Origin of the sequence: Rhizobium sp. R634, assembly GCF_002211305.1 — a bacterium.
Taxonomy (GTDB): domain Bacteria; phylum Pseudomonadota; class Alphaproteobacteria; order Rhizobiales; family Rhizobiaceae; genus Rhizobium.
The window spans coordinates 26,842-50,400 of the sequence record NZ_LOKW01000006.1; the positions used below are offsets into that span (position 1 = coordinate 26,842).

Annotated in this window: 21 protein-coding genes, 1 tRNA gene and 1 pseudogene; 12 read left to right on the forward strand and 11 right to left on the reverse strand. The window is 60.4% G+C overall.

Annotated elements, in window-relative coordinates; genetic code table 11:
• The first annotated feature begins 69 nt into the window (after positions 1-69).
• The 4 genes from hppD (at position 70) to maiA (ending at position 4,314) form a co-directional block, all read left to right on the forward strand.
• On the forward strand, positions 70-1,179 hold the full coding sequence (hppD, locus tag ATY77_RS09600) for a 4-hydroxyphenylpyruvate dioxygenase (protein WP_088687134.1): 1,110 nt from the start codon (positions 70-72) through the stop codon (positions 1,177-1,179).
• 72 nt (positions 1,180-1,251) lie between these two features.
• Positions 1,252-2,613, forward strand: a complete 1,362-nt coding sequence (gene hmgA / locus ATY77_RS09605) for a homogentisate 1,2-dioxygenase (protein ID WP_088687135.1) — start codon at positions 1,252-1,254, stop codon at positions 2,611-2,613.
• A 16-nt stretch (positions 2,614-2,629) separates the two neighbouring features.
• Entirely contained in the window at positions 2,630-3,655 is a 1,026-nt protein-coding gene (locus ATY77_RS09610) for a fumarylacetoacetate hydrolase family protein (RefSeq protein ID WP_088687136.1), read from the forward strand.
• Positions 3,652-4,314 (forward strand): maleylacetoacetate isomerase, encoded by a 663-nt coding sequence (gene maiA, locus ATY77_RS09615; protein WP_088687137.1) that lies wholly within the window; start codon positions 3,652-3,654, stop codon positions 4,312-4,314. The genes ATY77_RS09610 and maiA overlap by 4 nt, the downstream gene beginning before the upstream one ends.
• 29 nt (positions 4,315-4,343) lie before the next feature.
• Here the strand turns inward: maiA and ATY77_RS33145 are convergent.
• A pseudogene (locus ATY77_RS33145) lies at positions 4,344-4,808 on the reverse strand (MEKHLA domain-containing protein); the annotation flags it as partial.
• Between the two features lie 216 nt (positions 4,809-5,024).
• The gene (locus ATY77_RS09625; RefSeq protein WP_245314315.1) at positions 5,025-5,228 is read right to left on the reverse strand and encodes a hypothetical protein; all 204 of its coding nucleotides are present in this window, start codon (positions 5,226-5,228) and stop codon (positions 5,025-5,027) included.
• Positions 5,229-5,358: 130 nt separating this feature from the next.
• On the opposite strand from ATY77_RS09625, the gene ATY77_RS09630 reads away from it, so the two are divergent.
• Positions 5,359-6,036, forward strand: coding sequence for a glutathione S-transferase family protein (locus tag ATY77_RS09630; protein WP_088687139.1), 678 nt, complete (start codon positions 5,359-5,361; stop codon positions 6,034-6,036).
• A 325-nt stretch (positions 6,037-6,361) separates the two neighbouring features.
• Here the strand turns inward: ATY77_RS09630 and ATY77_RS09635 are convergent, their stop codons facing one another.
• The 6 genes from ATY77_RS09635 to ATY77_RS09665 form a co-directional block, all read right to left on the reverse strand.
• Positions 6,362-6,967, reverse strand: a complete 606-nt coding sequence (locus tag ATY77_RS09635) for a hypothetical protein (RefSeq protein ID WP_245314316.1) — start codon at positions 6,965-6,967, stop codon at positions 6,362-6,364.
• 251 nt (positions 6,968-7,218) lie between these two features.
• Positions 7,219-11,031: a vitamin B12-dependent ribonucleotide reductase gene (locus ATY77_RS09640; protein ID WP_088687140.1), complete on the reverse strand. Its 3,813-nt coding sequence runs from the start codon at positions 11,029-11,031 to the stop codon at positions 7,219-7,221.
• A 589-nt stretch (positions 11,032-11,620) separates the two neighbouring features.
• On the reverse strand, positions 11,621-12,211 hold the full coding sequence (locus ATY77_RS09650; RefSeq protein ID WP_088687142.1) for a hypothetical protein: 591 nt from the start codon (positions 12,209-12,211) through the stop codon (positions 11,621-11,623).
• A gap of 194 nt (positions 12,212-12,405) precedes the next feature.
• Positions 12,406-12,900 carry a xanthine phosphoribosyltransferase gene (gpt, locus tag ATY77_RS09655; protein WP_088687143.1) on the reverse strand — a complete coding sequence of 165 codons (495 nt, stop codon included), beginning with the start codon at positions 12,898-12,900 and terminating at the stop codon, positions 12,406-12,408.
• A gap of 197 nt (positions 12,901-13,097) precedes the next feature.
• Positions 13,098-13,940: a universal stress protein gene (locus ATY77_RS09660; RefSeq protein ID WP_088687144.1), complete on the reverse strand. Its 843-nt coding sequence runs from the start codon at positions 13,938-13,940 to the stop codon at positions 13,098-13,100.
• Positions 13,941-14,035: 95 nt separating this feature from the next.
• Complete coding sequence (locus ATY77_RS09665; protein WP_088675230.1) at positions 14,036-14,812, reverse strand: competence/damage-inducible protein A; 777 nt, start codon at positions 14,810-14,812, stop codon at positions 14,036-14,038.
• Positions 14,813-15,034: 222 nt separating this feature from the next.
• Here ATY77_RS09665 and wrbA point away from each other — a divergent pair, with 222 nt between their 5' ends.
• Positions 15,035-15,631, forward strand: coding sequence for an NAD(P)H:quinone oxidoreductase type IV (gene wrbA, locus ATY77_RS09670; protein ID WP_088687145.1), 597 nt, complete (start codon positions 15,035-15,037; stop codon positions 15,629-15,631).
• 171 nt (positions 15,632-15,802) lie between these two features.
• Positions 15,803-15,887, forward strand: a tRNA-Leu gene (locus ATY77_RS09675).
• A gap of 389 nt (positions 15,888-16,276) precedes the next feature.
• Here ATY77_RS09675 and ATY77_RS09680 read toward each other — a convergent pair.
• Positions 16,277-16,651 carry a VanZ family protein gene (locus ATY77_RS09680; RefSeq protein ID WP_088675232.1) on the reverse strand — a complete coding sequence of 125 codons (375 nt, stop codon included), beginning with the start codon at positions 16,649-16,651 and terminating at the stop codon, positions 16,277-16,279.
• A gap of 205 nt (positions 16,652-16,856) precedes the next feature.
• Between ATY77_RS09680 and ilvA the strand changes: the two genes are divergently transcribed.
• The 4 genes from ilvA (at position 16,857) to ATY77_RS09700 (ending at position 21,360) form a co-directional block, all read left to right on the forward strand.
• Positions 16,857-18,107, forward strand: a complete 1,251-nt coding sequence (ilvA, locus tag ATY77_RS09685) for a threonine ammonia-lyase (protein ID WP_088687146.1) — start codon at positions 16,857-16,859, stop codon at positions 18,105-18,107.
• Positions 18,108-18,144: 37 nt separating this feature from the next.
• Complete coding sequence (locus ATY77_RS09690) at positions 18,145-18,471, forward strand: HlyU family transcriptional regulator (RefSeq protein ID WP_088687147.1); 327 nt, start codon at positions 18,145-18,147, stop codon at positions 18,469-18,471.
• A gap of 252 nt (positions 18,472-18,723) precedes the next feature.
• Positions 18,724-19,995 (forward strand): GGDEF domain-containing protein, encoded by a 1,272-nt coding sequence (locus ATY77_RS09695; protein WP_190237612.1) that lies wholly within the window; start codon positions 18,724-18,726, stop codon positions 19,993-19,995.
• Between the two features lie 174 nt (positions 19,996-20,169).
• Complete coding sequence (locus ATY77_RS09700) at positions 20,170-21,360, forward strand: MFS transporter (RefSeq protein ID WP_088687149.1); 1,191 nt, start codon at positions 20,170-20,172, stop codon at positions 21,358-21,360.
• 40 nt (positions 21,361-21,400) lie between these two features.
• Here ATY77_RS09700 and ATY77_RS09705 read toward each other — a convergent pair whose 3' ends face one another.
• Positions 21,401-22,177 carry an SDR family oxidoreductase gene (locus tag ATY77_RS09705; RefSeq protein WP_088687150.1) on the reverse strand — a complete coding sequence of 259 codons (777 nt, stop codon included), beginning with the start codon at positions 22,175-22,177 and terminating at the stop codon, positions 21,401-21,403.
• Positions 22,178-22,283: 106 nt separating this feature from the next.
• Between ATY77_RS09705 and ATY77_RS09710 the strand changes: the two genes are divergently transcribed.
• Entirely contained in the window at positions 22,284-22,859 is a 576-nt protein-coding gene (locus ATY77_RS09710; protein WP_088687151.1) for a TetR/AcrR family transcriptional regulator, read from the forward strand.
• Positions 22,860-22,906: 47 nt separating this feature from the next.
• Here the strand turns inward: ATY77_RS09710 and ATY77_RS09715 are convergent, their stop codons facing one another.
• Positions 22,907-23,521 (reverse strand): FMN-dependent NADH-azoreductase, encoded by a 615-nt coding sequence (locus ATY77_RS09715; RefSeq protein ID WP_088675238.1) that lies wholly within the window; start codon positions 23,519-23,521, stop codon positions 22,907-22,909.
• Positions 23,522-23,559: the final 38 nt, after the last annotated feature.

The window sequence follows — 23,559 nt, forward strand, 5'->3', positions numbered from 1 at the left end:
TGCAAGAACTTTGCATGCGTTTTGGGCCACACTTTGCACAGTCAAAGTTCAGTCCTCAAGGAGGAGAAAATGGGCCCTTTTCCGCATGATGCGCCGCCCTCGGAAATCACCGCCGACAATCCGGCGGGTACCGATGGCTTCGAATTCGTCGAATTCGCTCACCCGGAGCCCGAGAAGCTCAGCGAGCTTTTCACGCGCATGGGCTACGTCGCCGTCGCCAGGCATAAGACGAAAGACATCACCGTCTGGCGCCAGGGTGACATCAACTATGTTCTGAACGCCGAAGCCGGCAGTCATGGCGCTCGCTTCGTCGCACAACACGGTCCCTGCGCCCCGTCGATGGCATGGCGTGTGGTCGACGCCAGGCACGCATTCGACCATGCGGTGTCGAATGGCGCGGTTGTCTATGAAGGGGATGACAAGGTGCTCGACGTCCCTGCCATCGTCGGTATCGGCGGCTCGCTGCTCTATTTCGTCGAGATCTATGGCGCGAAGGGGTCGGCTTACGATGCCGAGTTCGATTGGCTCGGCGAGCCCAATCCGCGCCCCGAAGGGATCGGCTTCTATTATCTCGACCATCTCACCCACAATGTCTTTCGCGGCAACATGGACAAGTGGTGGGATTTCTACCGCAACCTGTTCAATTTCAAGCAGATCCATTTCTTCGATATTGATGGGCGCATCACCGGCCTTGTCAGCCGCGCCATCACCTCGCCCTGCGGCAAGATCCGCATTCCCTTGAATGAATCGAAGGACGATACCAGCCAGATCGAGGAATATCTGAAGAAGTACAAGGGCGAGGGCATCCAGCACATCGCCGTTGGAACGGAGGATATCTATAAGGCGACCGACAGGCTTGCCGATAACGGCCTGCGCTTCATGCCGGGTCCGCCGGAGACCTACTACGACATGTCCTATGAGCGCGTGAACGGCCATAGCGAACCGATCGACCGCATGAAGAAGCATGGCATCCTCATCGACGGCGAAGGCGTCGTGAATGGCGGCATGACGAAGATCCTGCTCCAGATCTTCTCGAAAACCGTCATCGGCCCGATCTTCTTCGAATTCATCCAGCGCAAGGGCGACGAGGGCTTCGGCGAAGGCAATTTCCGCGCGCTTTTCGAGTCGATCGAGGCCGATCAGATCAAGCGTGGTGTCATCGGCACTGCAGCGGAGTAAACTCCAGGCGATCTCGCGCGCCCGAAGAAGGCGCGCGGGCATTCTGGCAGTTTTCGGGGAGGAGAGTGAGCAATGGACCAGACATCGATCCAGCCTGCCGAGGCTGAGGCCGCGACGGCAAACAGGCCGAAATATATGCCGGGTTTCGGCAACGATTTCGAAACGGAGTCGCTGCCGGGCGCCTTGCCTCAGGGCCAGAACAGCCCGCAGAAATGCAATTACGGCCTCTATGCCGAGCAGCTTTCCGGCTCGCCCTTCACCGCGCCGCGCGGGACGAATGAACGGTCCTGGCTTTACCGCATCCGCCCAAGCGTGCGCCACACGGGCCGCTTCTCGAATGCTTCCTATCCGCACTGGAAAACCGCGCCTTGCCTCGACGAGCATTCGCTTCCCCTGGGTCAGCTTCGCTGGAATCCCGTGCCCGCGCCCGCGGAGAAGCTGACTTTCCTTCAAGGCGTGAGGACCATGACGACGGCGGGCGATGTCACCACCCAGGTGGGCATGTCGGCCCATGCCTATGTCTTCAACGAAGACATGGTCGACGACTACTTCTTCAACGCCGACGGCGAACTGCTGATCGTGCCGCAGCTTGGCGCCATCAGGGTGTTCACCGAAATGGGCATCATGGATGTCGAGCCGCTGGAAATATGCCTGATCCCGCGCGGCATGATGTTCAAGATCCTGCGCATCGGCGAGCAGCCCGTCTGGCGCGGCTATATATGCGAGAATTACGGCGCGAAATTCACGCTGCCGGACCGTGGCCCCATCGGTGCCAACTGCCTGGCCAACCCGCGCGATTTCAAGACGCCAGTCGCCGCCTTCGAGGACAAGGAAAAGCCCTGCCGCGTGCATGTGAAATGGTGCGGGAAATTCTATGTCACCGATATCGGCCATTCGCCCCTCGATGTGGTCGCCTGGCACGGCAACTATGCCTCGTACAAATACGACCTCAGGACATTTTCTCCCGTCGGCGCGATCAGCTTCGATCATCCCGATCCGTCGATCTTCTCGGTGCTGACCGCTCCGACCGAAGATGCCGGCACGGCCAATGTCGATTTCGTGATCTTTCCACCGCGCTGGCTGGTGGCCGATCACACGTTCCGTCCGCCCTGGTACCACCGCAACATCATGAGCGAATTCATGGGCCTGATCCATGGGCAGTATGACGCCAAAGAGGAGGGCTTCGTGCCCGGCGGCATGAGCCTGCACAACATGATGCTTGCCCACGGGCCGGACGCGCTCGCCTTCGAAAAGGCATCCAATGCCGAACTCAAGCCCGTGAAGCTGGATAACACGATGGCCTTCATGTTCGAGACCCGATACCCGCAGCAACTGACGAAATACGCAGCCGAGCTTGAAACGCTGCAGGATGATTACCTCAAATGCTGGGACGGTCTGGAACGCAAGTTCGACGGAACCCCCGGTATCAAGTGAAGGTCGGGGACCGGATATGAAGCTTGCAACGCTGAAGGACTCCACCAGGGACGGCCGGCTCGTCGTCGTCTCCCGCGATCTCACCCGCTGCTCCGAGGTCGGTCACATCGCCCGCACCCTGCAGGCGGCGCTCGATGACTGGAAGCATGTGGCGCCAAGGCTTGCGGAGGTTGCCGAAGGCATCGAGACCGGCGCCCAGCCGACGATCCGCTTTCACGAACACGACGCCGCATCGCCTTTGCCACGCGCCTATCAATGGGCCGACGGTTCGGCCTACGTCAATCATGTCGAACTGGTGCGCAAGGCGAGGGGTGCCGAGATGCCGGCGACGTTCTGGACCGATCCGCTGATGTACCAGGGCGGTTCGGACGGTTTCCTCGCGCCGCGCGATCCGATCCCTGCTGCCGACGAGGCCTATGGGATCGACATGGAAGGCGAGGTCGCCGTCATCACCGGCGATGTTGCAATGGGTTCCGGCCCGCAAGCCGCTCGCGACGCCATCCGTCTGGTGATGCTCGTCAACGACGTGTCGCTGCGCGGCCTCATACCGGATGAACTGGCCAAGGGGTTCGGCTTCTTCCAATCCAAGCCTGCCTCGGCCTTTTCTCCCGTCGCGGTGACGCCGGACGAGCTGGGAGACGCCTGGGATGGCGCCAAGCTGCATCTGCCGCTGCTTGTCAGCCTGAACGGCAAGCCGTTCGGCAAGGCGAATGCCGGCATCGACATGACCTTCGATTTCGGCCGGCTGATCGCCCATGCCGCCAAGACCCGCAACCTCTTGGCCGGAACGATCATCGGCTCGGGAACGGTGTCCAACAAGCGCGACGGCGGCGCGGGCAGGCCGGTCGAAGACGGCGGTGACGGCTATTCCTGCATCGCTGAGATACGCATGATCGAGACGATCGAAACCGGTTCGCCGAAGACGCCATTCATGCGGTTCGGCGATCAGGTCCGCATCGAGATGAAGGATCGCGCCGGCCATTCGATCTTCGGCGCGATCGAGCAGACCGTGGAACGATATGCAGGAACTGAGCCGCAATGAGCGAGGTCGTTCTCTACGACTACTGGCGATCGTCGGCGAGCTATCGCGTCCGCATCGCTCTCAACATGCTGGGCATCGACCATAGGACCGTACCGGTCAATCTGCTGGAGGGAGCGCACCGGAAGCCGGACTATCTGGCCCTCAACCCGCAGGGGCTCGTGCCGACCCTGGTGATCGACGGGCAGGTTCTGACGCAATCGCTGGCAATCATCGAATATCTCGCCGAGCTTCGGCCGGAATCCGGATTGCTGCCGGCAGGTATCGCCGATCGCCAGAAAGTCCGCGCCCTCGCATATGCCGTCGCCATGGACATCCATCCGATCTGCAACATGCATGTCGCCGCTCATCTGACGACCATGACCGAGAAGGCCGACGCCCGCGAGGAATGGATGAAGCACTTCATCGGCGCCGGGCTCGGGAAACTGGAAGCTATGATCGGCGAATACGCTGGAGAATTCAGCTATGGCGATCGGCCGACACTGGCGGACCTCTGCCTGATCCCGCAAGTCTACAACGCCCGCCGCTGGGGCGTCGATCTCACGGATTTCAAGCGCATCGTCGCGATCGACGCCCGATGCGCCGAACTGCCGGCCTTCCAGGCCGCCCATCCCGACCGCGTCGCCGAAGCTTCATCGCCGGTGCGCACCATATCAGGCTGAGGCCCAGCGGCCGGCTGCAAGACTAGGCATTCCCGCCATGAAGAGAATATCGCCGCCTGACCCAACCGCTGCCCGCTTTCATCGATCAACTGCCAGACGGTCACGTCCTCGATCCAGAAACGCCGCCCCGATTTCGCAATCCTGATACCGCGCCCATTCTCCACAAACCCATCGCGCGTGACGGCATCCAGCAGCCGCTGCCGCTCGGCACGATCAGGCTGCTCGGCTGAAAACTGCGAACGCAGCGCGATGAATTCGTCCCAGCTATATTCGAAGCAGTTTTGCGCGGTCCGGTTTGCGTAGATGAAGCGCGGGTCGGGCTCGGTGTTGTGGGCGAGGACCACGAATGGGGCATGGTTGTAAAGCCAGTCTGCGCCTTGGCCGTCGCCGACGAGAGGGCGGCGGACGAGGCGCGCGTAGCTTCCGGTGAGGAGGGAGAAGAAATCGGGATCGAGCGTCAGATCGAGGGAGGGAGTGTCATAGGCAAAAGTCACGAAGTGCCTCGTTGGTCAAATGCGCCGATGCACGCGACATAGCCGATATCATTGCACAGATTAGATAGCCGCCGCTCGGGAGTTGATATGACCGATTTCAGGCGCACCGTCGATACCGTTCGACCGCAGTTGCGGGAGCGCTCGCCGACGATCCCGGACTGGCATATTCGGTATGCCACGATCCCGGCCTGCAACCGTCAGTACCGAGGGCAGTGGCTAGACATTGACCGCATCGACGACGTAGCTGGCCACCATCAGATCGAGATGCGCGCCGCCGCCATTCTTGAAGATCGTGATCTGGTGGTGGGACTGGCAGCTTGTCGTGCCCACTGCCACGAGGTCATAGAGATCTCCCCTGATATGGGAGCGTTCGATGGCGCCGGACGCGATCGGCTGCATGATCTCGCCGATCCGGTCCATCACCGTCTCCAAGGAGACAATCTGCTCCGCAAGCGGATATGGTGTGATCCCTGTACGATCTCCCTGGGTGGGCCCTGCACTTGGGATCGCCTCACCATTCGCAGACGCATAGTTAACGACGGAGAGCCCGATGTACATTCTTTTTGGCGGTGACTTCACACGTGCAACGCTCGTTCAATGGGTACTTGAAGAAGGCAAGATTGAGTACGAACTCAGAAAAATCGACATTCTGAATGGTGAGCACCGTTCGGCGGAATTCCTCGCCATAAACCCGGCCGGTTTGGTCCCGGTGCTGATCACCCCAGACGGTGACGCGCTATATGAGGTAGCTGCACTGATGCTTTACCTGGCTGACCGGCACCAGCTCACAGAACTTGCTCCGTCATCGAACGATCCGGACAGGGGGCATTTTCTCTCCGCGATATTCCACATCGCGGGCGACATACAATCCGAGACGAAGCGCTTCCATTTTCCCCACCGCTTCTCCCTAAGAAGCGAAGACAATGCCGGAATTCAGGATCTGGCAAAGTCGCTCGTGCTGAGTCGATTGAGCGTGATGAACACCAGACTGGCAAGAAAGGGTCCTTACGTCCTGGGAGCTCGCTTTTCTCTTGCAGATTTCTATTTGAGCTTTTGGGTTGCGTACCTCGACCGCAAATCCGTCTGCATGCAATTTCCGTCGATTGCTAAGCTTTATGATCTGGTTCGCACTCGTGCGACCGCTACTCCGTATCTCGAAGAGACCGAGAGGATGGCAGAGGCCTATGCGGAGATGATGAAACAGAATCCAAGCGGCGTCATTTCTTGACCAAAGCCTCCGCTGGTGCGTCTCTCGAACGGGCAACAGCGATCGAGCCTCCGATTTCCGGAATGGGCCCAAACTGGTCATCGGTGGTACTGCTACATAATCCGAGAAATTCCTGGTGGACCTCGAAAGGCACCCTTCAGACCTGCTGCCAGACGGGCTACTGCCCTAACGAAGTCCTGGAGGTCGATCGCCAGAGATGCCGCAGGCACTGGCCGATCGATAGTCGGAAGGGGCGAGTGCCACAGATGGCGTTGGCCAGTTTTGTCGCCGTCAATGGCCAGTTTTAAAGGTGTTTGGCCAGAATTAGCTTCGATTTCTCAACAGGTCAGACCAGTTGAGGCATCTGGCGAAGCTCGGCGCCGAGAGTGTCGTCTACAAGCTGCCTGGCCTCGGCCACTGGCACGCCCGACGCAACCAGGTCTCGGAATTGCTCCCACATCCGGATATGTTGTTCAGGATGGCTCCGAAGCCCCTGAGGAACCTGCATGCCGCCGCGGAAAGGCTCTTTCCCGTTTTCCGTGTCCCGCCATTCAATAGCCGCGTCCGGAATGAAGTGGAATCTTGCAGGGCCTTCACGGTGCTGAGGTGTCATGCAAAGCCACTGTCCGCGGATCTCCACGACGGAATGCAGGATAACGTCCGAGCCATTGATCAGCCAACCCCAGACGTGTCGGCTCTCGCCATCGGGATCGTTCGCTTCCTGAGCGGCGCAGTTCGCGTGGCAGTCATGCGGTACCATGCCCACAGCCAGCAGATCGTGTTTCGGTGGGCGGGTCACCGCGACGCGGGGAAGTGCAAGAACCTCAGCGAGAGTCTTCGCCTCCCATTCGGACGGCGGAAAAGCGAACTGCTGCGCGTTCCACAAGACGAAATTCTCGTGTTCGCTTCTCCGCGGCACGGCGGGATTATCCAGTTCGTCGCTTGTCCCCATATCGCTCTCCGCTACCGATTGAACCACTCCCCGTTAGGCCGAAGCATTCGCGACCGATACCAACAGACAACCCCCTGAAAACTATCGAATTCCCCCTTTGTTCCTCAGGGCATTTTCCGGGCACTGTTTAGCGCCCGGAAATATAGAATGTGTTGTTGGCCAGTTTTACCTTCCAAAGTGGCCAGTTCTAAAGCCTTTTGGCCAATACTCGGTTAGGTTTCTCAGCACACTCAGTTACCTGAAGGGTCGGCTCAGCTGCACCCACTCGTCGCCCCACACGTGTCGCACTTCTCGCAGGTCCCATTCCGCACCATCGTGAAGTTCTGGCACTCCGAGCACATGTTGCCGGTATAGCCCTGCATGATCGAGCGCTGGCGGCGTTCGGCTTCCATCTTCTTGGCTTCGGTCTTCGCCGTTGCGGCGTCCGCTGCCGCCTTGTCGGAGAAGAGGGCGGTGGCGTCGCTGGTAACTTCCTCGATCACCTCTTCGGCGATCTCTTCGGCCAATTCCTTGGCGCGCTCCTCGTAATCGCGCTTGAAGGCGACGATTTCGGAGGTGGAGATGGCGGTGGCCGGCTCCAGCTTGCGGGCGGCGGCGCCGGCAAAGGCGGTGACGGTGCCGGTGGAAGCGGCGCGGGCAGGGGCGGCGGTCGCCGCTCCCTTGGGTTCGCCCGCCTGGCGTTCGCCGCCGGTGCCGGAGACCAGCGTCGGCTTGTAGCCGCGGGTCCAGCCCGTGGAGAGCAGGTTGGTCTTGCCTTCCTGGATGCCCTTGCCGAGCGCCGTGTTGGAGAAGTCCGACGTATCGACATGGGCGAGGTCATGACGGCCGAGATAGGAGACGGCAAGCTCGCGGAAGACGTAGTCGAGGATCGAGGTGGCGTTCTTGATGGCATCGTTGCCGATGACCATGCCGGCCGGCTCGAACTTGGTGAAGGTGAAGGCCTCGACATATTCCTCGAGCGGCACGCCATATTGCAGGCCGAGCGAGATGGCGATGGCGAAATTGTTCATCATCGCCCGGAAGGCAGCGCCTTCCTTGTGCATGTCGATGAAGATCTCGCCGAGGCGGCCGTCGCCGAATTCACCGGTGCGGAGATAGACCTTGTGCCCGCCGACGGCGGCCTTCTGGGTATAGCCCTGGCGGCGGTTCGGCAGCTTCTCGCGTTCGCGCGAGACGCGTTCGATCACCCGCTCGATGATCTTTTCGGTGATGGTGACGGCCTGGGCGGCGAGCGGCTGCTGGATCAGCTCCTCCAGTGCGTCCTCGTCGCTCTCATCCTCGATCAGCGAGGCGTTGAGCGGCTGAGACAGCTTCGAGCCGTCGCGATAGAGCGCGTTGGCCTTCAGGCCGAGCTTCCAGGAGAGCATGTAGGCGTTCTTGCAATCCTCGACGGTCGCCTCGTTCGGCATGTTGATCGTCTTGGAAATCGCGCCCGAGATGAAGGGCTGGGCGGCCGCCATCATGCGAATGTGGCTCTCGACCGAGAGGTAGCGCTTGCCGATCTTGCCGCAGGGATTGGCGCAATCGAAGACCGGCAGGTGCTCGGCCTTGAGGAAGGGCGCGCCTTCCAGCGTCATCGCACCGCAGACATGGATGTTGGCGGCTTCGATGTCCTTCTTCGAGAAGCCGATATGGTCGAGCAGGCTGAAGCTCATGTCGGAGAGCTGCTCGTCGGAAACCTTCAGCGTCTCCTTCAGGAAGTCGGCGCCGAGCGTCCACTGGTTGAAGACGAACTTGATGTCGAAGGCGCTCTTCAGCGCGGCGTTGACTGCTTCCACCTTCTCGTCGGTGAAGCCCTTGGCCCTCAGCGTCGACGGGTTGATCGCCGGCGCCTGGTTCAGGTTGCCGTGGCCGACGGCATAGGCCTCGATCTCGGCGATCTGGCTTTCCGAATAGCCGAGGGTGCGCAGCGCTTCCGGCACGGCGCGGTTGATGATCTTGAAGTAGCCGCCGCCGGCGAGCTTCTTGAACTTGACGAGGGCGAAGTCCGGCTCGATGCCGGTCGTGTCGCAATCCATGACGAGACCGATCGTGCCGGTCGGCGCGATGACCGAGACCTGCGCGTTGCGGTAGCCATGCTTTTCGCCGAGTTCCAGCGCCTTGTCCCAGGCCGACTTGGCATGTGCGGCGAGATCCTGGTCCGGGTTTTCCGAATGGATCAGCGCGACCGGGTCGATCGACAGCGCCTCATAGCCGGAGGTTTCGCCGTAAGCGGCGCGGCGATGGTTGCGGATGACCCGCAGCATGCTCTCGCGGTTCGGCGCGAAATTCGGGAACGGCCCGAGTTCGCCGGCGATTTCGGCCGAGGTCGCATAGCAGATGCCGGTCATGATTGCCGTCAGCGAACCGGCGATGGCGCGGGCCTCAGTGGAGTCATAGGGAATGCCCGACGACATCAAGAGGCCGCCGATATTGGCGTAGCCGAGGCCGAGCGTGCGGTATTCGTAGGAGAGTTCGGCGATGCGCTTCGACGGGAACTGCGCCATCATGACCGAGACTTCGAGCACGACGGTCCACAGGCGAACGGCGTGTTCGTAGTCGGCGATGTTGATGCGCTTGGTGGCCTTGTCCTTGAACTGCAGGAGGTTCAGCGAGGCAAGGTTGCAGGCCGTGTCGTCGAGGAACATGTATTCCGAGCACGGGTTCGACCCGCGGATCGGGCCGCCGGCCGGCGAGGTGTGCCAGTCGTTCATCGTCGTGTTGAAGTGGATGCCCGGATCGGCCGAGGCCCAGGCGGCGTAGGAAATCGTTTCCCAGAGGTCGCGCGCCTTCAGCGTCTTCATGACCCTGCCGTCCTTGCGGGCGGTCAGCTTCCATTCGCCGTCATTTTCAACGGCGCGCAGGAAGTCGTCCTTGATCGAGACGGAGTTGTTGGAGTTCTGGCCGGAGACCGTGAGATAGGCTTCCGAATCCCAATCCGTGTCGTAGGTCTTGAATTCGAGATCCTTGTAGCCCTGGCGGGCGAACTGGATAACGCGCTGGACGTAATTTTCCGGAACCTGGTCCTTCTTGGCGGCGCGGATTTCGCGCTTCAGGGCAGGGTTCTTGGCCGGGTCGAAGCAATCGCCGTTGTCGCCTTCGCAATTGAAGCAGGCCTTCATGATCGCCTTCAGGTGCTTGGCGACGATCTTGGAGCCGGTGACGAGGGCGGCAACCTTCTGCTCTTCCTTGACCTTCCAGTTGATGTATTCCTCGATATCGGGATGGTCGATATCGACGACCACCATCTTGGCGGCGCGGCGCGTCGTGCCGCCGGATTTGATGGCGCCGGCGGCGCGGTCGCCGATCTTCAGGAAGCTCATCAGGCCGGAGGAACGGCCGCCGCCGGAAAGCTTTTCGCCTTCGCCGCGCAGCATGGAGAAGTTCGAGCCGGTGCCGGAGCCGTATTTGAAGAGGCGCGCTTCACGCACCCAGAGATCCATGATGCCGCCTTCGTTGACGAGATCGTCTTCGACCGACTGGATGAAGCAGGCATGCGGCTGCGGATGTTCGTAGGCCGACTTGGACTTGGTCAGCTTGCCGGTGAAGGGATCGACGTAGAAATGGCCCTGGCCGGGGCCGTCGATGCCGTAGGCCCAGTGCAGGCCGGTGTTGAACCACTGCGGCGAGTTCGGGGCGACGCGCTGGGTGGCGAGCATATAGGCAAGCTCGTCCTTGAAGGCGGCAGCATCTTCTTCCGAAGAGAAATAGCCGCCCTTCCAGCCCCAATAGGTCCAGGTGCCGGCGAGACGGTCGAAGACCTGGCGCGCATCGATTTCGGAGCCGGTCTGCTCATCCTTGGGCAGGGTCTTCAGCGCCGCATCGTCGGGAACGGAGCGCCACAGGAAGGATGGAACGTCGTTTTCCTCGACCTTCTTCAGCCGGGTGGGGACGCCGGCCTTGCGGAAATACTTCTGCGCCAGAACGTCGGTGGCGACCTGGGAGAACTGCGCGGGAACGTCGATATTCTCGAGGCGGAACACGATCGAACCGTCGGGGTTCTTGATCTCGCTCGTCGCCTTGCGGAATTCGATATCCGCATAGGCGCCTTGCCCGGCCTTCGTGAAACGACGTTCGATGCGCATGGTCTTGACCTCGTGTTGGCGCCCGGTCCCCGCGACCGGGGCGCAAAATTTCTATCCGGCGGCACATTATCGTCGTGCAGCCAGTCTCGTTTCCGTATTGTCACAGGGGTGTCATCCGGAGATGTCCTTCCTGTATCTTGTGGTGATGGTGGCTGCAAACGCTAAATATAGTATTAACAGCTTATTATCGCCAGTCCCGACGTCACTTTTTTTGGAGGCTGAAAACCGCGCAAAAACCCTAGTGGGTCTGAACCGTTCCCGGTTGCAAAACCTTGATTCTGCGTCTTGTTTTTCAAAGGGAACCGGGCTCGTTACCTCCGGTCCTGTCGCCGCCGCAACATCAGTAACAATAAAGTTTGAAACGGGTGATTCCGTCAAGGGCTGGCCGTTAATTGATTGCTAACCACAACATCTTGTGGATGCGCCTGTGGAGATTGGGGAAAGCCGGGGAGCCCTGAAATTACAAGGGCTTGCAGGTGATGCCGGCTAAGAAAAACGGCGCGGCGGCAAAAAAGCGCCCCGAGGCAAATCTTGTGATGGCATTTTCAGTGCAAATGCGCATGCCGATTCGCGCCTGCGCAAACACCCTTCAGAGCGCATCGATGGCGATGGTGACGGTCGCCACGCCGACCGGCTTTTCCTGCTCGTCGAGGACGACGAAGCTCGCCTGCGTTTCGAGCATCTGGGTGGTTTCGTTGCGTTCCGCCCGGTCGATGAAGATCTCGCGGGAGCCGTTGGCGAAGGTCTTGAGATATTTTTCCTCGTCACCCTGCCAATAGTCGGCGGTGATCGTACTCTGCCCGACATTCAGCCCATGACTGTCGGTGACGAAAAATTCGACGATCGCGCCCTGCGAGGCGTCCTGCTTGGATTTCAGATAGTGCGAGACCGACTTGTCGAGCAGCAGCTTGACCATATGCGGGTGAGGCTGTCCGATCTCGGACCGGTAGGCCTCATCGAGAACCCGCATATCCATTTCGCTGACATTGCCGAATTCCGTATTCTGCTCGGCAATGGCATTTAGCACTAGGGGCGTTTCGACGATCGGCCTCACCCGTCGTTCGACATAGTCGCGCACGAGGGGCACATAGGCAGGCTCGGCGCGGGCGGGGGGCAACGGAAGAAGACATGCCGCCAGCCCGACAGCCATACTCACTCTGAGATGCCCCCACTGCGCCATCTTGCTTCCTCGTACCATATTTCCAACTGCACCTTTTAGGCGCAACCTGACACGATTCTCACGCCGCCCGAGTCTATGAGCATAAGTTAAAATAGGTGGGGGCAAGCCGATAGCGGAATCGGGAGATCCCGCTGACAAAATCTGGAACAATTTCAAGTAGTAAATACAAGGAGCGCGCGCCGCCGTGGCGGCGCTCAGCGTGCGCCCTTGGCGATCGGCTCCTGATAGGTGAAGCCCATATCCCAGGGGAAGTAGATCCAGGTATCCTGGCTCACCTCGGTCACGAAGGTATCGACCGTCGGCACGCCTTTCGGCTTGGCGTAGACGCAGGCGAAATGCGCCTTCGGCAGCATGCCGCGCACCTGTGCCGCGGTCTTGCCGGTATCCGTCAGATCGTCGATGACGAGCACGCCTTCGCCGTCATTTTCCGTCAGCTCGGGTGTGATCCCCTTCAGCAGCACCATGTCGCCCTGGTTCGCATAGTCATGATAGGAGGCGACGCAGACGGTTTCGATCAGCCGGATGTTCAGCTCGCGCGAAATGATCGCGGCCGGAACAAGGCCGCCGCGGGTGATGCAGACGATCGCCTTGAAAGTCTGACCGATGCCGGCAAGCCGCCAGGCAAGCGCACGCGCATCACGGTGGAACTGATCCCAGGAAACGGGAAAGGCTTTATCGGGAAGGGACATCGGGCTGCTCCGCGGCATGATAGAGATGACACGCCGTTTGCCGGCGACCGGACGGGTTTGAAACGGCGATCGGCAGACGAGAAACGCGTAAGCTGCAACTGCGCGAGCTGCTACTGCGCGCGACGTGGCCGAGGCTCAAAGCCGTCATCGGTCGCCGCAATTAGCGGGATTTGCCGGCAAAAGGCAAGAGCGACCAGCTAGCGCGATAGCAGGGTCAGCGCCGTCATCGATTGCAACAAAGTTTTCGTCGTGCCGCCGAAGATCGTCTGCCAGAGCCAGGAATGCGTATAGGCGCCCATGACGAGGAGATCGATGCTGTGGTCCGAAAGCCGGTTCTCGATGATGTCGGACGTGTGCTTGTCGATCGTTTCCGCCGTCGAAAGCGTCGCCTTCACGCCATGGCGGGCAAGTGTGGCGGCGATCTCGGCACCTGACGTCAAAGGCGATTGCAGCGCCGTATCGGCCGGATCAACCGAAAGAATTTCCACGTCGTCCGCCGCCTTCAAGATCGGTAGCGCGTCGAAGGTCGCGCGGGCTGCCTCCTTCGAGCCATTCCAGGCGATCAGCACGCGCTTGATCGGCTTGGGCTGGCGGATGATATAAGGGATCATCAGCACCGGCCGGCCGGTCTCGAAGAGGAAACTGTTGACGTCGACATGGCTGTCGGAGGGTTTGGCGGGGTCGGCCTGCGACGCAAGGAGCAGATCGGCGCTGCGGGCGCTTTCGATCAGCGGCGAAGCGCCGTAGCCGGTCGATGTGGCGAAGCTGCGCCACTCGGAAGAGCCGCCTGCCGCCGCCGCTTTCTCTTGAAAGATGCGCTCGACTGCGATCGTTTCACTATGCGCCATATCCTGCAGCGCCTGCACGGCTACAGGGTCGGGAATTTCCATCGGCGCCACGAGTGGCACGGCGGAGATGATTTCGGCATGCAGGCCGATCACATGGGCGTCGTTTTCGGCGGCGAGGGCAAAGGCGAAATCGGCAACGGCGCCGCTATTGTCTGTCGTATCGAGAATGGCGAGAATGGTTTTGTAAGACATATCAATTCTCCTTGCGCTGAAATGGTTTGCGCGAGGGAGGAATGCACCGGCTCCTTCTGCTGTTCCTTGACCGATATCAAGGACGGCCGGCTCTCCTAAGCCTCGGCGGAATGGTTTTCGGCGATGTCCTTCCTCCGGCGGATGGCGTCGATCATTGCATGCACCTCGGCGCCGGCCGCATCGATCACCGTCTGCGAGCGGCCGCGAACGACGATCTCGGTGAAGAATTTCTGGCCGACATATCTGGGGTAGGAACCGATACTGGTTTCCGGATGCGCTTTCTGGATCGCCGTCAGCGGAGTGCCGATCTCGCCTTCGCCGTAAGGGCAGGGGATCGCCAGCGAAAGCACCGGCGTACCGGTCCGCAGCGTCGGCAGCACATTATCGACCATCGCCTGGAAGACCTGCGGCACGCCGGCCATGACATAGACGTTGCCGATGATGAAGCCCGGCGCCGTCGAAACAGGATTGGCGATGTGGGCAGCGCCCCGCGGCATGCGCGCCATGCGTTGACGCGCCTCGGTGAATTCCATCTCGCGGCGCCTGTACATATCGGCAAGCAGGGCCATCGCCGCTTCGTCATATTCGCAGGGCAGGCCGAAAGCCTTGGAAATGGCATCGGCGGTGATGTCGTCATGCGTCGGCCCGATGCCGCCCGAGGTGAAGACATAGTCGTATTTGCCGCGAAGCGCGTTCAGCGCGTCGACGATCGCCTCCTCGTCGTCGGCAACGATGCGCACCTCTTTCAGGTCGATGCCGGAGAGCGTCAGCAGATCGGCGAGATGGCCGATATTCTTGTCCTTGGTGCGGCCGGAGAGAAGTTCGTCGCCAATGGCGAGCATGGCGGCGGTGACGACGATGTCATGGCTCATGGGATGTTCCGTGATGTGAAGCTCGCAAATAGGTAGCGCCCTTGCGCCACTTTGCAAACAGCCGCCGGTGCGTTGCTTCGTCTCAGAGAAGCAAAGCAAGTGAATTTTCGTCTACGGCCGTTGAACAGTGCGTTCCCGACGGCAGGGCTGTGTTCAACGGGGCTCGCTGCTAGAACTCCCCCGACCCATGAATTTTAACCAGCGCTCCAAGGGAGATTGAAGATGGCGAAGGTCCTCGTCCTTTATTATTCGGCTTACGGCCATATCGAAACCATGGCTTACGCCGTTGCCGAAGGCGCGAAGTCGGCCGGCGCAGAGGTTACCGTCAAGCGCGTGCCCGAGCTGGTTCCGGAAGAGGTGGCCAAGGCTTCCCATTACAAGATGGACCAGGCCGCTCCGATCGCCACCGTGGACGAACTTGCGGACTACGATGCCATTATCGTCGGTGCCGGCACCCGCTTTGGCACGGTTGCCTCGCAGATGCGTAATTTTTGGGATCAGACGGGCGGCCTCTGGTTCGCCGGCAAGCTGGTCGGCAAGATCGGTTCGGTCTTCACCTCCTCGGCAACACAGCACGGCGGCCAGGAATCGACCATCCTCGGCTTTATCCCGACCTTCCTCCACCAAGGCATGGTCGTCGCCGGTCTTCCCTATGCCTTCCAGGGCCAGATGGGCACCGAAGAAGTCAAGGGCGGCTCCCCCTACGGCGCTTCCACCATCACCAACGGCGACGGCTCCCGCCAGCCTTCCGAGATCGAACTGGAAGGCGCGAAATACCAGGGCGCCCATGTCGCAAAGCTTGCCGCCAAGCTCGCCTGATCTTTGCTGCGGAATGTTAGAGGCGCGGCGGGTGCGAGCCCGCCGCGTCTTTTCTTTTACCCCATGACGCCTGGCGTCCACCGATCGTCGTTGCCGTCAACTGAGAGGTGATTTTTTACGCCTCGCAGCTCTTCCCATCGCCAATGACGCAAGATATTGAAAACGCAGCAAGCGGGCGTGGCGAAATTGGTAGACGCAAGGGACTTAAAATCCCTCGGCCTTGGCTATACGGGTTCGATCCCCGTCGCCCGCACCACCTTCATACTCCGGTTTGAATACGCTGCTATTGAATATGCACATATATTGTGCATAAAGGTTGGTTGTCGCTTGACAAAGACATTTTCGGTGCAAGCATTGCGCCGCGACGGTGGAGTAAGTGTTGTCTTCTGGGAGTAAGACGATGGTTTACGATTGGAGTGGGACTAGGGCCCGGCGCATCCGGATCTTTAAAACCAGTGCCGCGCTTGTTCTGGGAACTGCGATGGCCGCGATACTGCTGTTCTTCTGGGCGGTTCAATTGCGCGGATTTTAGAGCGTCCTTAGTGCGTCCGAGATGACGCGCTAAGGACGCTCTATCGATATTCAATCAGCACATCGTCCCGAAATCGATTTTCGGGACGATGTGCAGCCTGTTCCTGACAACAATCACCGTTCTGCCAGCGGAAGCGCGTTCGATACTTTTGCGTCGCGCCATCTGTTGATCACCCAGCCGGCCACAAGTCCGATCGCGGCGCCCATGGCCTTGATGCCGGCATCGTGCAGGCGCGCATGACGGGTCGGCACGAGATATTGCAGATATTCGATGGCGACTGCGCCTATGATCACCAGCACGGCAACCGTCTTCCATTGTTTCGGATAGGCGAGCGCAAAGGCCAGGCCGAGGAGCACATAGGCGCTTGCGCGGTCGGTATTGACCGTCGTGACGGTCTCCGGCCTCAGCCCGATCGGCGAAACTGTCACGAAGAGGATGAAAGCGAGCAGCAGCCAGGCAAGCGGCTTTGCGAATTTGAGTATAGTCATGCGCGCTATATTAATGGCCGCCGCTTTCATTGACAGTTAAAATCAGTCCATGTGCCGCCGATTTTGCATTTGGCTTAAGAAAACCTTGTCCAAGGGCAATATGGAGCCCGCTCGCGAGCGAACCGGAAGCCGCCAAAACGGGCTTTCATTTTCCGGCCCGCTCGTGCGATAGCGCAGTGGATAAATCTGAGAATGGACCACGCCCGTGACGAGACTTGATGTCGAAAGCGCCGAACAGGCAATGCGCAGCCTCTTTCCGGCAACGCCGCTGCAGCTCAACGATCATCTCTCGGCCCGCTACGGCGCCGATATCTGGCTGAAGCGCGAGGATCTGTCGCCGGTGCGCTCCTACAAGATCCGCGGTGCCTTCAATTTCTTCCGCAAGGCGATCGGGCAGGGGGCTGCCGGCAAAACCTTCGTCTGCGCCTCGGCCGGCAACCACGCCCAGGGTTTCGCTTATGTCTGCCGCCATTTCGGCGTGCCGGGCGTCGTCTTCATGCCGGCAACGACGCCGCAGCAGAAGATTGACAAGACCCGCATGTTCGGCGCCGAATTCATCACCATCCGGCTGATCGGCGACTTTTTCGACCAGTGCTATCAGGCGGCGCGCGAGCATGTGGAAGCGGTCGGCGGCGTCATGGTGCCGCCCTTCGACCACGCCGATATCATCGAAGGCCAGGCGACGGTTGCAGCCGAAATCATGCAGCAGCTGCCGGAGGGAACCGTGCCCGATATGGTTGTCCTGCCGGTCGGCGGCGGCGGGCTTGCCGCAGGCATCACAGGTTATCTCGGCGGCACCGTGCCGAAATCGGCATTCGTCTTCGCCGAGCCCGCCGGCGCGCCGAGCCTGAAACGCAGTATCGAGGCGGGTGCGGTGACGACGCTTGGCAAGGTCGACAATTTCGTCGATGGCGCTGCGGTTGCCCGCATCGGCGACCTGAACTTCGCCGCCCTTCGCGATTTCTCGGCCGAGCAGGTGCGGCTGATGCCGGAGAACGCTATCTGCGTCACCATTCAGGAGATGTTGAACGTCGAAGGCGTCGTGCTGGAGCCGGCCGGCGCCCTGTCGCTGACGGCGATCGCCGCGATGGATCGGGAGACGATCCGCGGCAAGACGATCGTCGCCGTCGTCTCCGGCGGCAATTTCGATTTCGAGCGCCTGCCTGACGTAAAGGAAAGGGCCATGCGTTACGCGGGGCTAAAGAAATACTTCATCCTGCGGCTCGCCCAGCGCCCGGGCGCGCTTCGGGATTTCCTCAATCTGCTCGGTCCGGACGACGATATCGCGCGCTTCGAATATCTGAAGAAATCGGCGCGCAACTTCGGCTCGATCCTGATCGGCATCGAAACCAAGGCGCCCGACAACTTCGCCCGGCTGATCGCGAATTTCGAAGCCGCCGGCATGGGTTACGAGGATATTACCGACAACGAGATCCTCGCCAACCTGATCATTTGACTTGGCGGAAACGATGCCGTCGTGCTAAAGGCGGAGCATGGCTTCGTTCATTTCAAATATCATTTCGATGTTCTCCGGCGGCGGCAAACCGGCGGCGCAGGCGGCAGGTCCTTCCGGCGAGCCGCAGCTCTATGCCGATTGCACGATCTATGCCGAACCGCGCAAGGAAGGCAGCCAGTATCGCCTTGCAGGGCGCATCGAAAAGAAGGTCGGCGACGAGGTGCTGGTGCGTAATTTCATCCGCGCCGATGTCTTCTCCTCGTCCGACGATGCGATCGAATGCACGGTGCGCAAGGCGCAGCAAATCATCGATCAGCACGGTCCGTCGCTTTTTGGCGACGGCGAGAAGGTTCGCCAGGTCTGATATCGGCACTCCGATGAGGATCGGACACTGGGCTGGAAACTTCTTTGCTTTTCAAGTCTCTGAGCCGAGTGCTCATCCGAACCGCGTAAGCTTGCACACGCAATCTTAAAGGATTGCGGCGAAAGATATGGCCTGCAGGATTTGCAGGGCTGCCATCGTGTTTCACTTTTTCGGACGATCGACCACAGGATCCGCCGCCGCGATCGCCGCGCCGGCAGGGAGACGCGGTCATCGACGGGAAGCCTGGGTGTCGTGATGGCGATGTTCAACCTCGCTCTCTTCGTCGTCGAAGCGGTCGCCTATTTCGTGCTGATGGTGACGCTTCTGCATTTCCGCCACCGGCTCGGCCTCGGAGTCTTCCTGACCGCCCTCGGCGTCATGCATTTCATGGAAACCTATCTGGCCGCGGTTTTCTATGTCTCGCTGCCCTTCGGAGAGGTGTCGCCCGGCTCATCCATCTTCTTCTCCGGCAAGCTGATGATGATCCTGATGCTCTACCTCAAGGAGGATGCCGCGACGGTGCGCCAGCCGATCTACGGCCTGTTCCTCGGCAACCTCTTGACCGTCGGCATCGCCTGGGTTTTGCAGCTGCATCAGCCGCTGCAGCTGTCGGCCGGGCATGGGCCCGATGTCGATTTCCTCAAGGAGATGGGCTGGTTGATGGTCTGGGGAACGGCGCTGCTCTATATCGATTCGCTCGGCATCATCCTGCTCTACGAAAAGCTCGGCGATTTCTTCCGCCGGCGCGTCGTCCTGCGTTTCATGATCTCGGGCTTTGCGCTCCTGACCTTCGACCAGGTCGGCTTTTTCGCCGCGCTGCATTATTTCCTGGATGTGCCGATTGCTGTCTTCTGGGGCGGCTGGAAAGCCAAGATGCTCGCCGTCTGCCTCTATGCGGCGATGTTTGCGATCTACGAATATCATATTCGCCGTGTCGGCGCCGACGCATCCGCCCGCTCCATCAGCGACGTGTTCGGCGACCTGACCTTCCGCGAGCGCTACAACGATCTTCTGGAACGCACCGGCCGCGATATGCTCACGGGCGTCTATGATCGCACCCGCATGGAGCTGGAAGCGCCGCTGATGGTGCACGAAGCATTGAGGCAGGGGCTGTTTGCCACCGTCCTCATCATCGACGCCGATCACTTCAAGGACGTCAATGACGGCTACGGCCACCTTCAGGGCGACGAGGTGTTGAAGTCGATCGCCGTGCGGCTCGGTACGACGCTGCGGTCCAGCGACCGGATCTTCCGCTTCGGCGGCGAGGAATTCGTCGCCGTCTGCCCCGGCACCGACCATGAGGAAGGGCTGTTGCTCGCCGAGCGCCTGCGCTGGATGATCGCGACCAGCGTCAAGACACCGGATGACAAGCCGGTGACGGTCAGTATCGGCGTAGCGACAGCCGACGAGGACGGCGCCAGCTTCACCGCCGTGCTCTCGGCAGCCGACGGCCGGCTCTACGCAGCCAAGAAGAGCGGCCGCAACTGCGTCGTCGGCCGTTCCGGCGTGGTGAAGCTTGGTTGACCCGATCAGCGCAGCAGATCGGCTGTCGGTGTTCGTGATGTTGCGAAATCGAAACACTTCATGCCAGTATCATTTATTTTCAATGGCTTATAAGAACGATAAAAACGGCTTGTTGGCATAACGCAAACATGATCTCCATTGCCTCGACATTTCGCATGCGAGGGGCGCGGAGACATGAGCGATACGGTTGCACGAACGAAGGTCGATGGCGGCGAGTTTGCCGTCTTGTGTGTCGGAGGATTTCTTCTTTCGATCGCCTATGGCGTCACCTTTCTGATCCCGATGCTGGTCGGCCAGCGCGGTGGCAACGAAGCGCTCGCCGGCCTGATCATCTCGGCCGCGACCATCAGCACCGTCATTATCGTCATCTTCTCCGGCCACATCGCCGATGCCATCGGTTCGGCGCGGGCGGTCGCGATTTCCGGACTGTTTCTGGCGGCATCGGGGCTGGGATTTGCCACGGTCTCCGCAGCCGGGCTGAGCCTGATGACCGTCGGTTTCGTCCTCGGCATCGGTTGGGGCACGTTTTATGCGCTCGGCCCCATCCTGGTCGCCGCGATTACCGAATCGGAGCACCGGATCAGGTTCTTTGCTCTGCTTTCGGGATCGATGATGTCGGGCATCGGCGCCGGACCGATCATCGGCCGCATTGTCACCGGCTGGTCTCTGCCGATAGAGACGGCCTTCGCCTTTGCGTTTCTGGCCAGTCTTGTCGGTGGCGCGCTCTATTTCCTGCTCCATGTCAGGCTGACCTCTGCCGGCAAGATCCTGCCGCATGTCAACAAGATCTCGTTCGCCACAGCATGTCGGGTGATCGCTTCACGGGCGATCTATTCCATCGCCATGGTCGGTGTCGGCGGCGCAATCTTCGGCGGACTGTCCAGCTTTCAGACCAGCTACGCCAAGGCACACGGCTTCGATTATGCGCTGTTCTTCATCGGTTTCATGTCCGCCGCCATCCTGAGCCGGCTATTCGCAGCCGGATATGTGGTCAAGAAGGATCCGTTCTATTCGCTTCTCGTGCTCACAAGCCTGACGCTGGCATCCATCCTGCTGTTCCTGCTGGTGACATCAAGTCAGCTGGTCTATCTCGGAGCTGCGGCGATGCTAGGCGTGGGATATGGGCTGACCTATTCCGTCATCAATGGGCTCGCCGCAAATGAGGCACCCACAGGCCTCATGCCGCAATCGCTTCTTCTGTTCTCACTGTCCTATTTCATCGGCGTCTTCGGCTTTCCGCTGATCGCCGGCAACCTGATCGTTTCCTCCGGCATCCAGGCCATGCTTCACGTCCTGCTGCTGCTTGCCGTCGTCAATGTGGCAATCGTCCTGTTTCGTATTGTCTACCGTGCAAGGAATGGCTGACCGAGGCCGGGCAAACTCGGTTTGCCCGGCCTTCGCTGGTTTATGCGGCGCGGAAGATCTTGGCGCCGGAGGGCGCGCTCGTCATGCCGCCGTCGACGGTGATCTCGATACCGGTGACATTGGACGCGTCATCCGAGGCGAGATAGAGCGCCGCCTTGGCAATTTCCTCGGCTTCGCTCATGCGGCCAAGCGGGCTCAGGCCGCCGAGGCGGGCCTCGAGCGCCGACATCGCATCTTCGGTCTGCGCCATCGGCGACCAAATGGGCGTCTTCGTGCCGCCTGGCGTCACCTGATTGACGCGGATGCCGCGCGGCGCGAGTTCGGAGGCCATATTGCGGGTCATCGCCCGAACCGCGGCTTTCGTCGCTGCATAGGCCGACCAGCCGGGAGCGCCGAGCACGGCATGCACCGAACCGTTGAGGATGACGGAAGCACTGTCATTGAGATGCGGCAGGGCCGCTTGCACGGTAAAGAAAACCGCCGTCAGATTGGTGCTGATAATCTGGTTGAACTGCTCTGGCGACGTGTCGCCGAGCGGTGTCGCGCCGCCGATCCCGGCATTGGCGAAGACGATGTCGAATTTGCCGACCTTCGCCGCGGCTTCGGCAAAAGCCTTTTCGGTCGCGGCGGCATCGGTGACATCGACCTTCAGCGCCAGTACGCCGGCCCCAAGCGCCTTTTCGGCGGCCGCAAGCGTTTCCGGGTTGCGGCCGGTGATCACCACTCTTGCGCCCTCGTCGATGAAGACTTTCGCTGTCGCAAGACCGATACCGCTGTTGCCGCCGGTGATGAGCGCAACCTTGTTTCTTAGACGCATGATTCATGCTCCTCTTGGAAATGGCAACGATCTGGATTATGATCGTTATCTACAAGGATTATGAGTGTAATCCACATGAGTCAAGAGCCAATATCGGAGAATTGCGATGGGTCGTTCGCAGCTTGAAAAACAAAAGACGCACGAAAAGATCGTCGAGATCGCATCCAAGCGGTTGCGCGAGGAGGGGCTGGAAGGCATCGGCGTCGCCGACCTGATGAAGGAGGCCGGACTGACCGTCGGCGGCTTCTATAAGCACTTCGCCTCCCGTGACGATCTCGTTGCCGAGGCGATCCAGTCCGCCTTCGATTCATGGGGGCGCAAGCTGGAGGCCGAGGGCGTGGATCCGGCAGAGATGACGGCGGCCGATATCGCCGATCGCTATGTCAGCGCCTATCACCGCGACAATCCCGGCGAGGGCTGCCCCTTTGCGGCGCTGACGTCCGATATAGCGCGCAGCGGCGAGACGGCGCGCGGCATTGCGACCGAGCGGCTGGAACGAAATTTCGAGGCTTTGGCCAGCAAGGCTGCGGGGACCAATGATGGGGAAAGGCGGCGAAAGGCGATCTTGGCTTTTGCCATGATGGCAGGCGGCGTCGGCCTTGCCAGGATTTCTGCGGATGAAGGCCTTTCGGCCGAAATCCTGGCGACCATCCGGGAGTTTGTCGCCGGTATCGACAAATGACGAACGGCCGGCAAATGCCGGCCGTTCGATGAGATGGCGAGAGCCGATCAGGCGGCGAGAGCGATTTCCTCGACGCGCGACTTGGCGGCGCCGATGGCCTTTTCAGCGGCTTCCGGACCAAAGGCCAGGCCTTCGACATAGATGGTCTCGATATCGGTGATGCCGAGGAAGCCGAAAACTGACTTCAGGTAGGGCACGGCATGGTTCAGCGGGGCAGCCGGACCCTGCGAATAGACGCCACCCGAAGCAAGCACGACATAGACCTTCTTGCCGGTGACGAGGCCGACCGGGCCGCTTTCCGTGTACTTGAAGGTCAGACCGGCGCGGGCGACGTTGTCGATCCAGGTCTTCAGCGACGAGTAGATGTTGAAGTTGATGAGGCCGGTGCTGATGACGATCGTGTCGGCGGCAAGCAGTTCGTTGACGAGTTCGTCAGAGGTCTGAACGGCAGCGGTTTCCTCGGCGGTGCGGGCTTCGGCCGGCTTGCGGATCGCGCCGGTGAAGAGATCGTCGATATGCGGCAGCGGATTGGCGGCGAGGTCGCGGCGAACGACAACGCTGCCCGGCTTCTGGTTCTTCAGCTTTTCGGCGAGATCGACTGCGATCGGGGTCGAGAGCGAATCGGCACGCGGGCTGGACGTCAGAAGAAGGATGGACGACATGGTGCATTTCCTTTCGAATTGAATTTAACGGCCCTTTG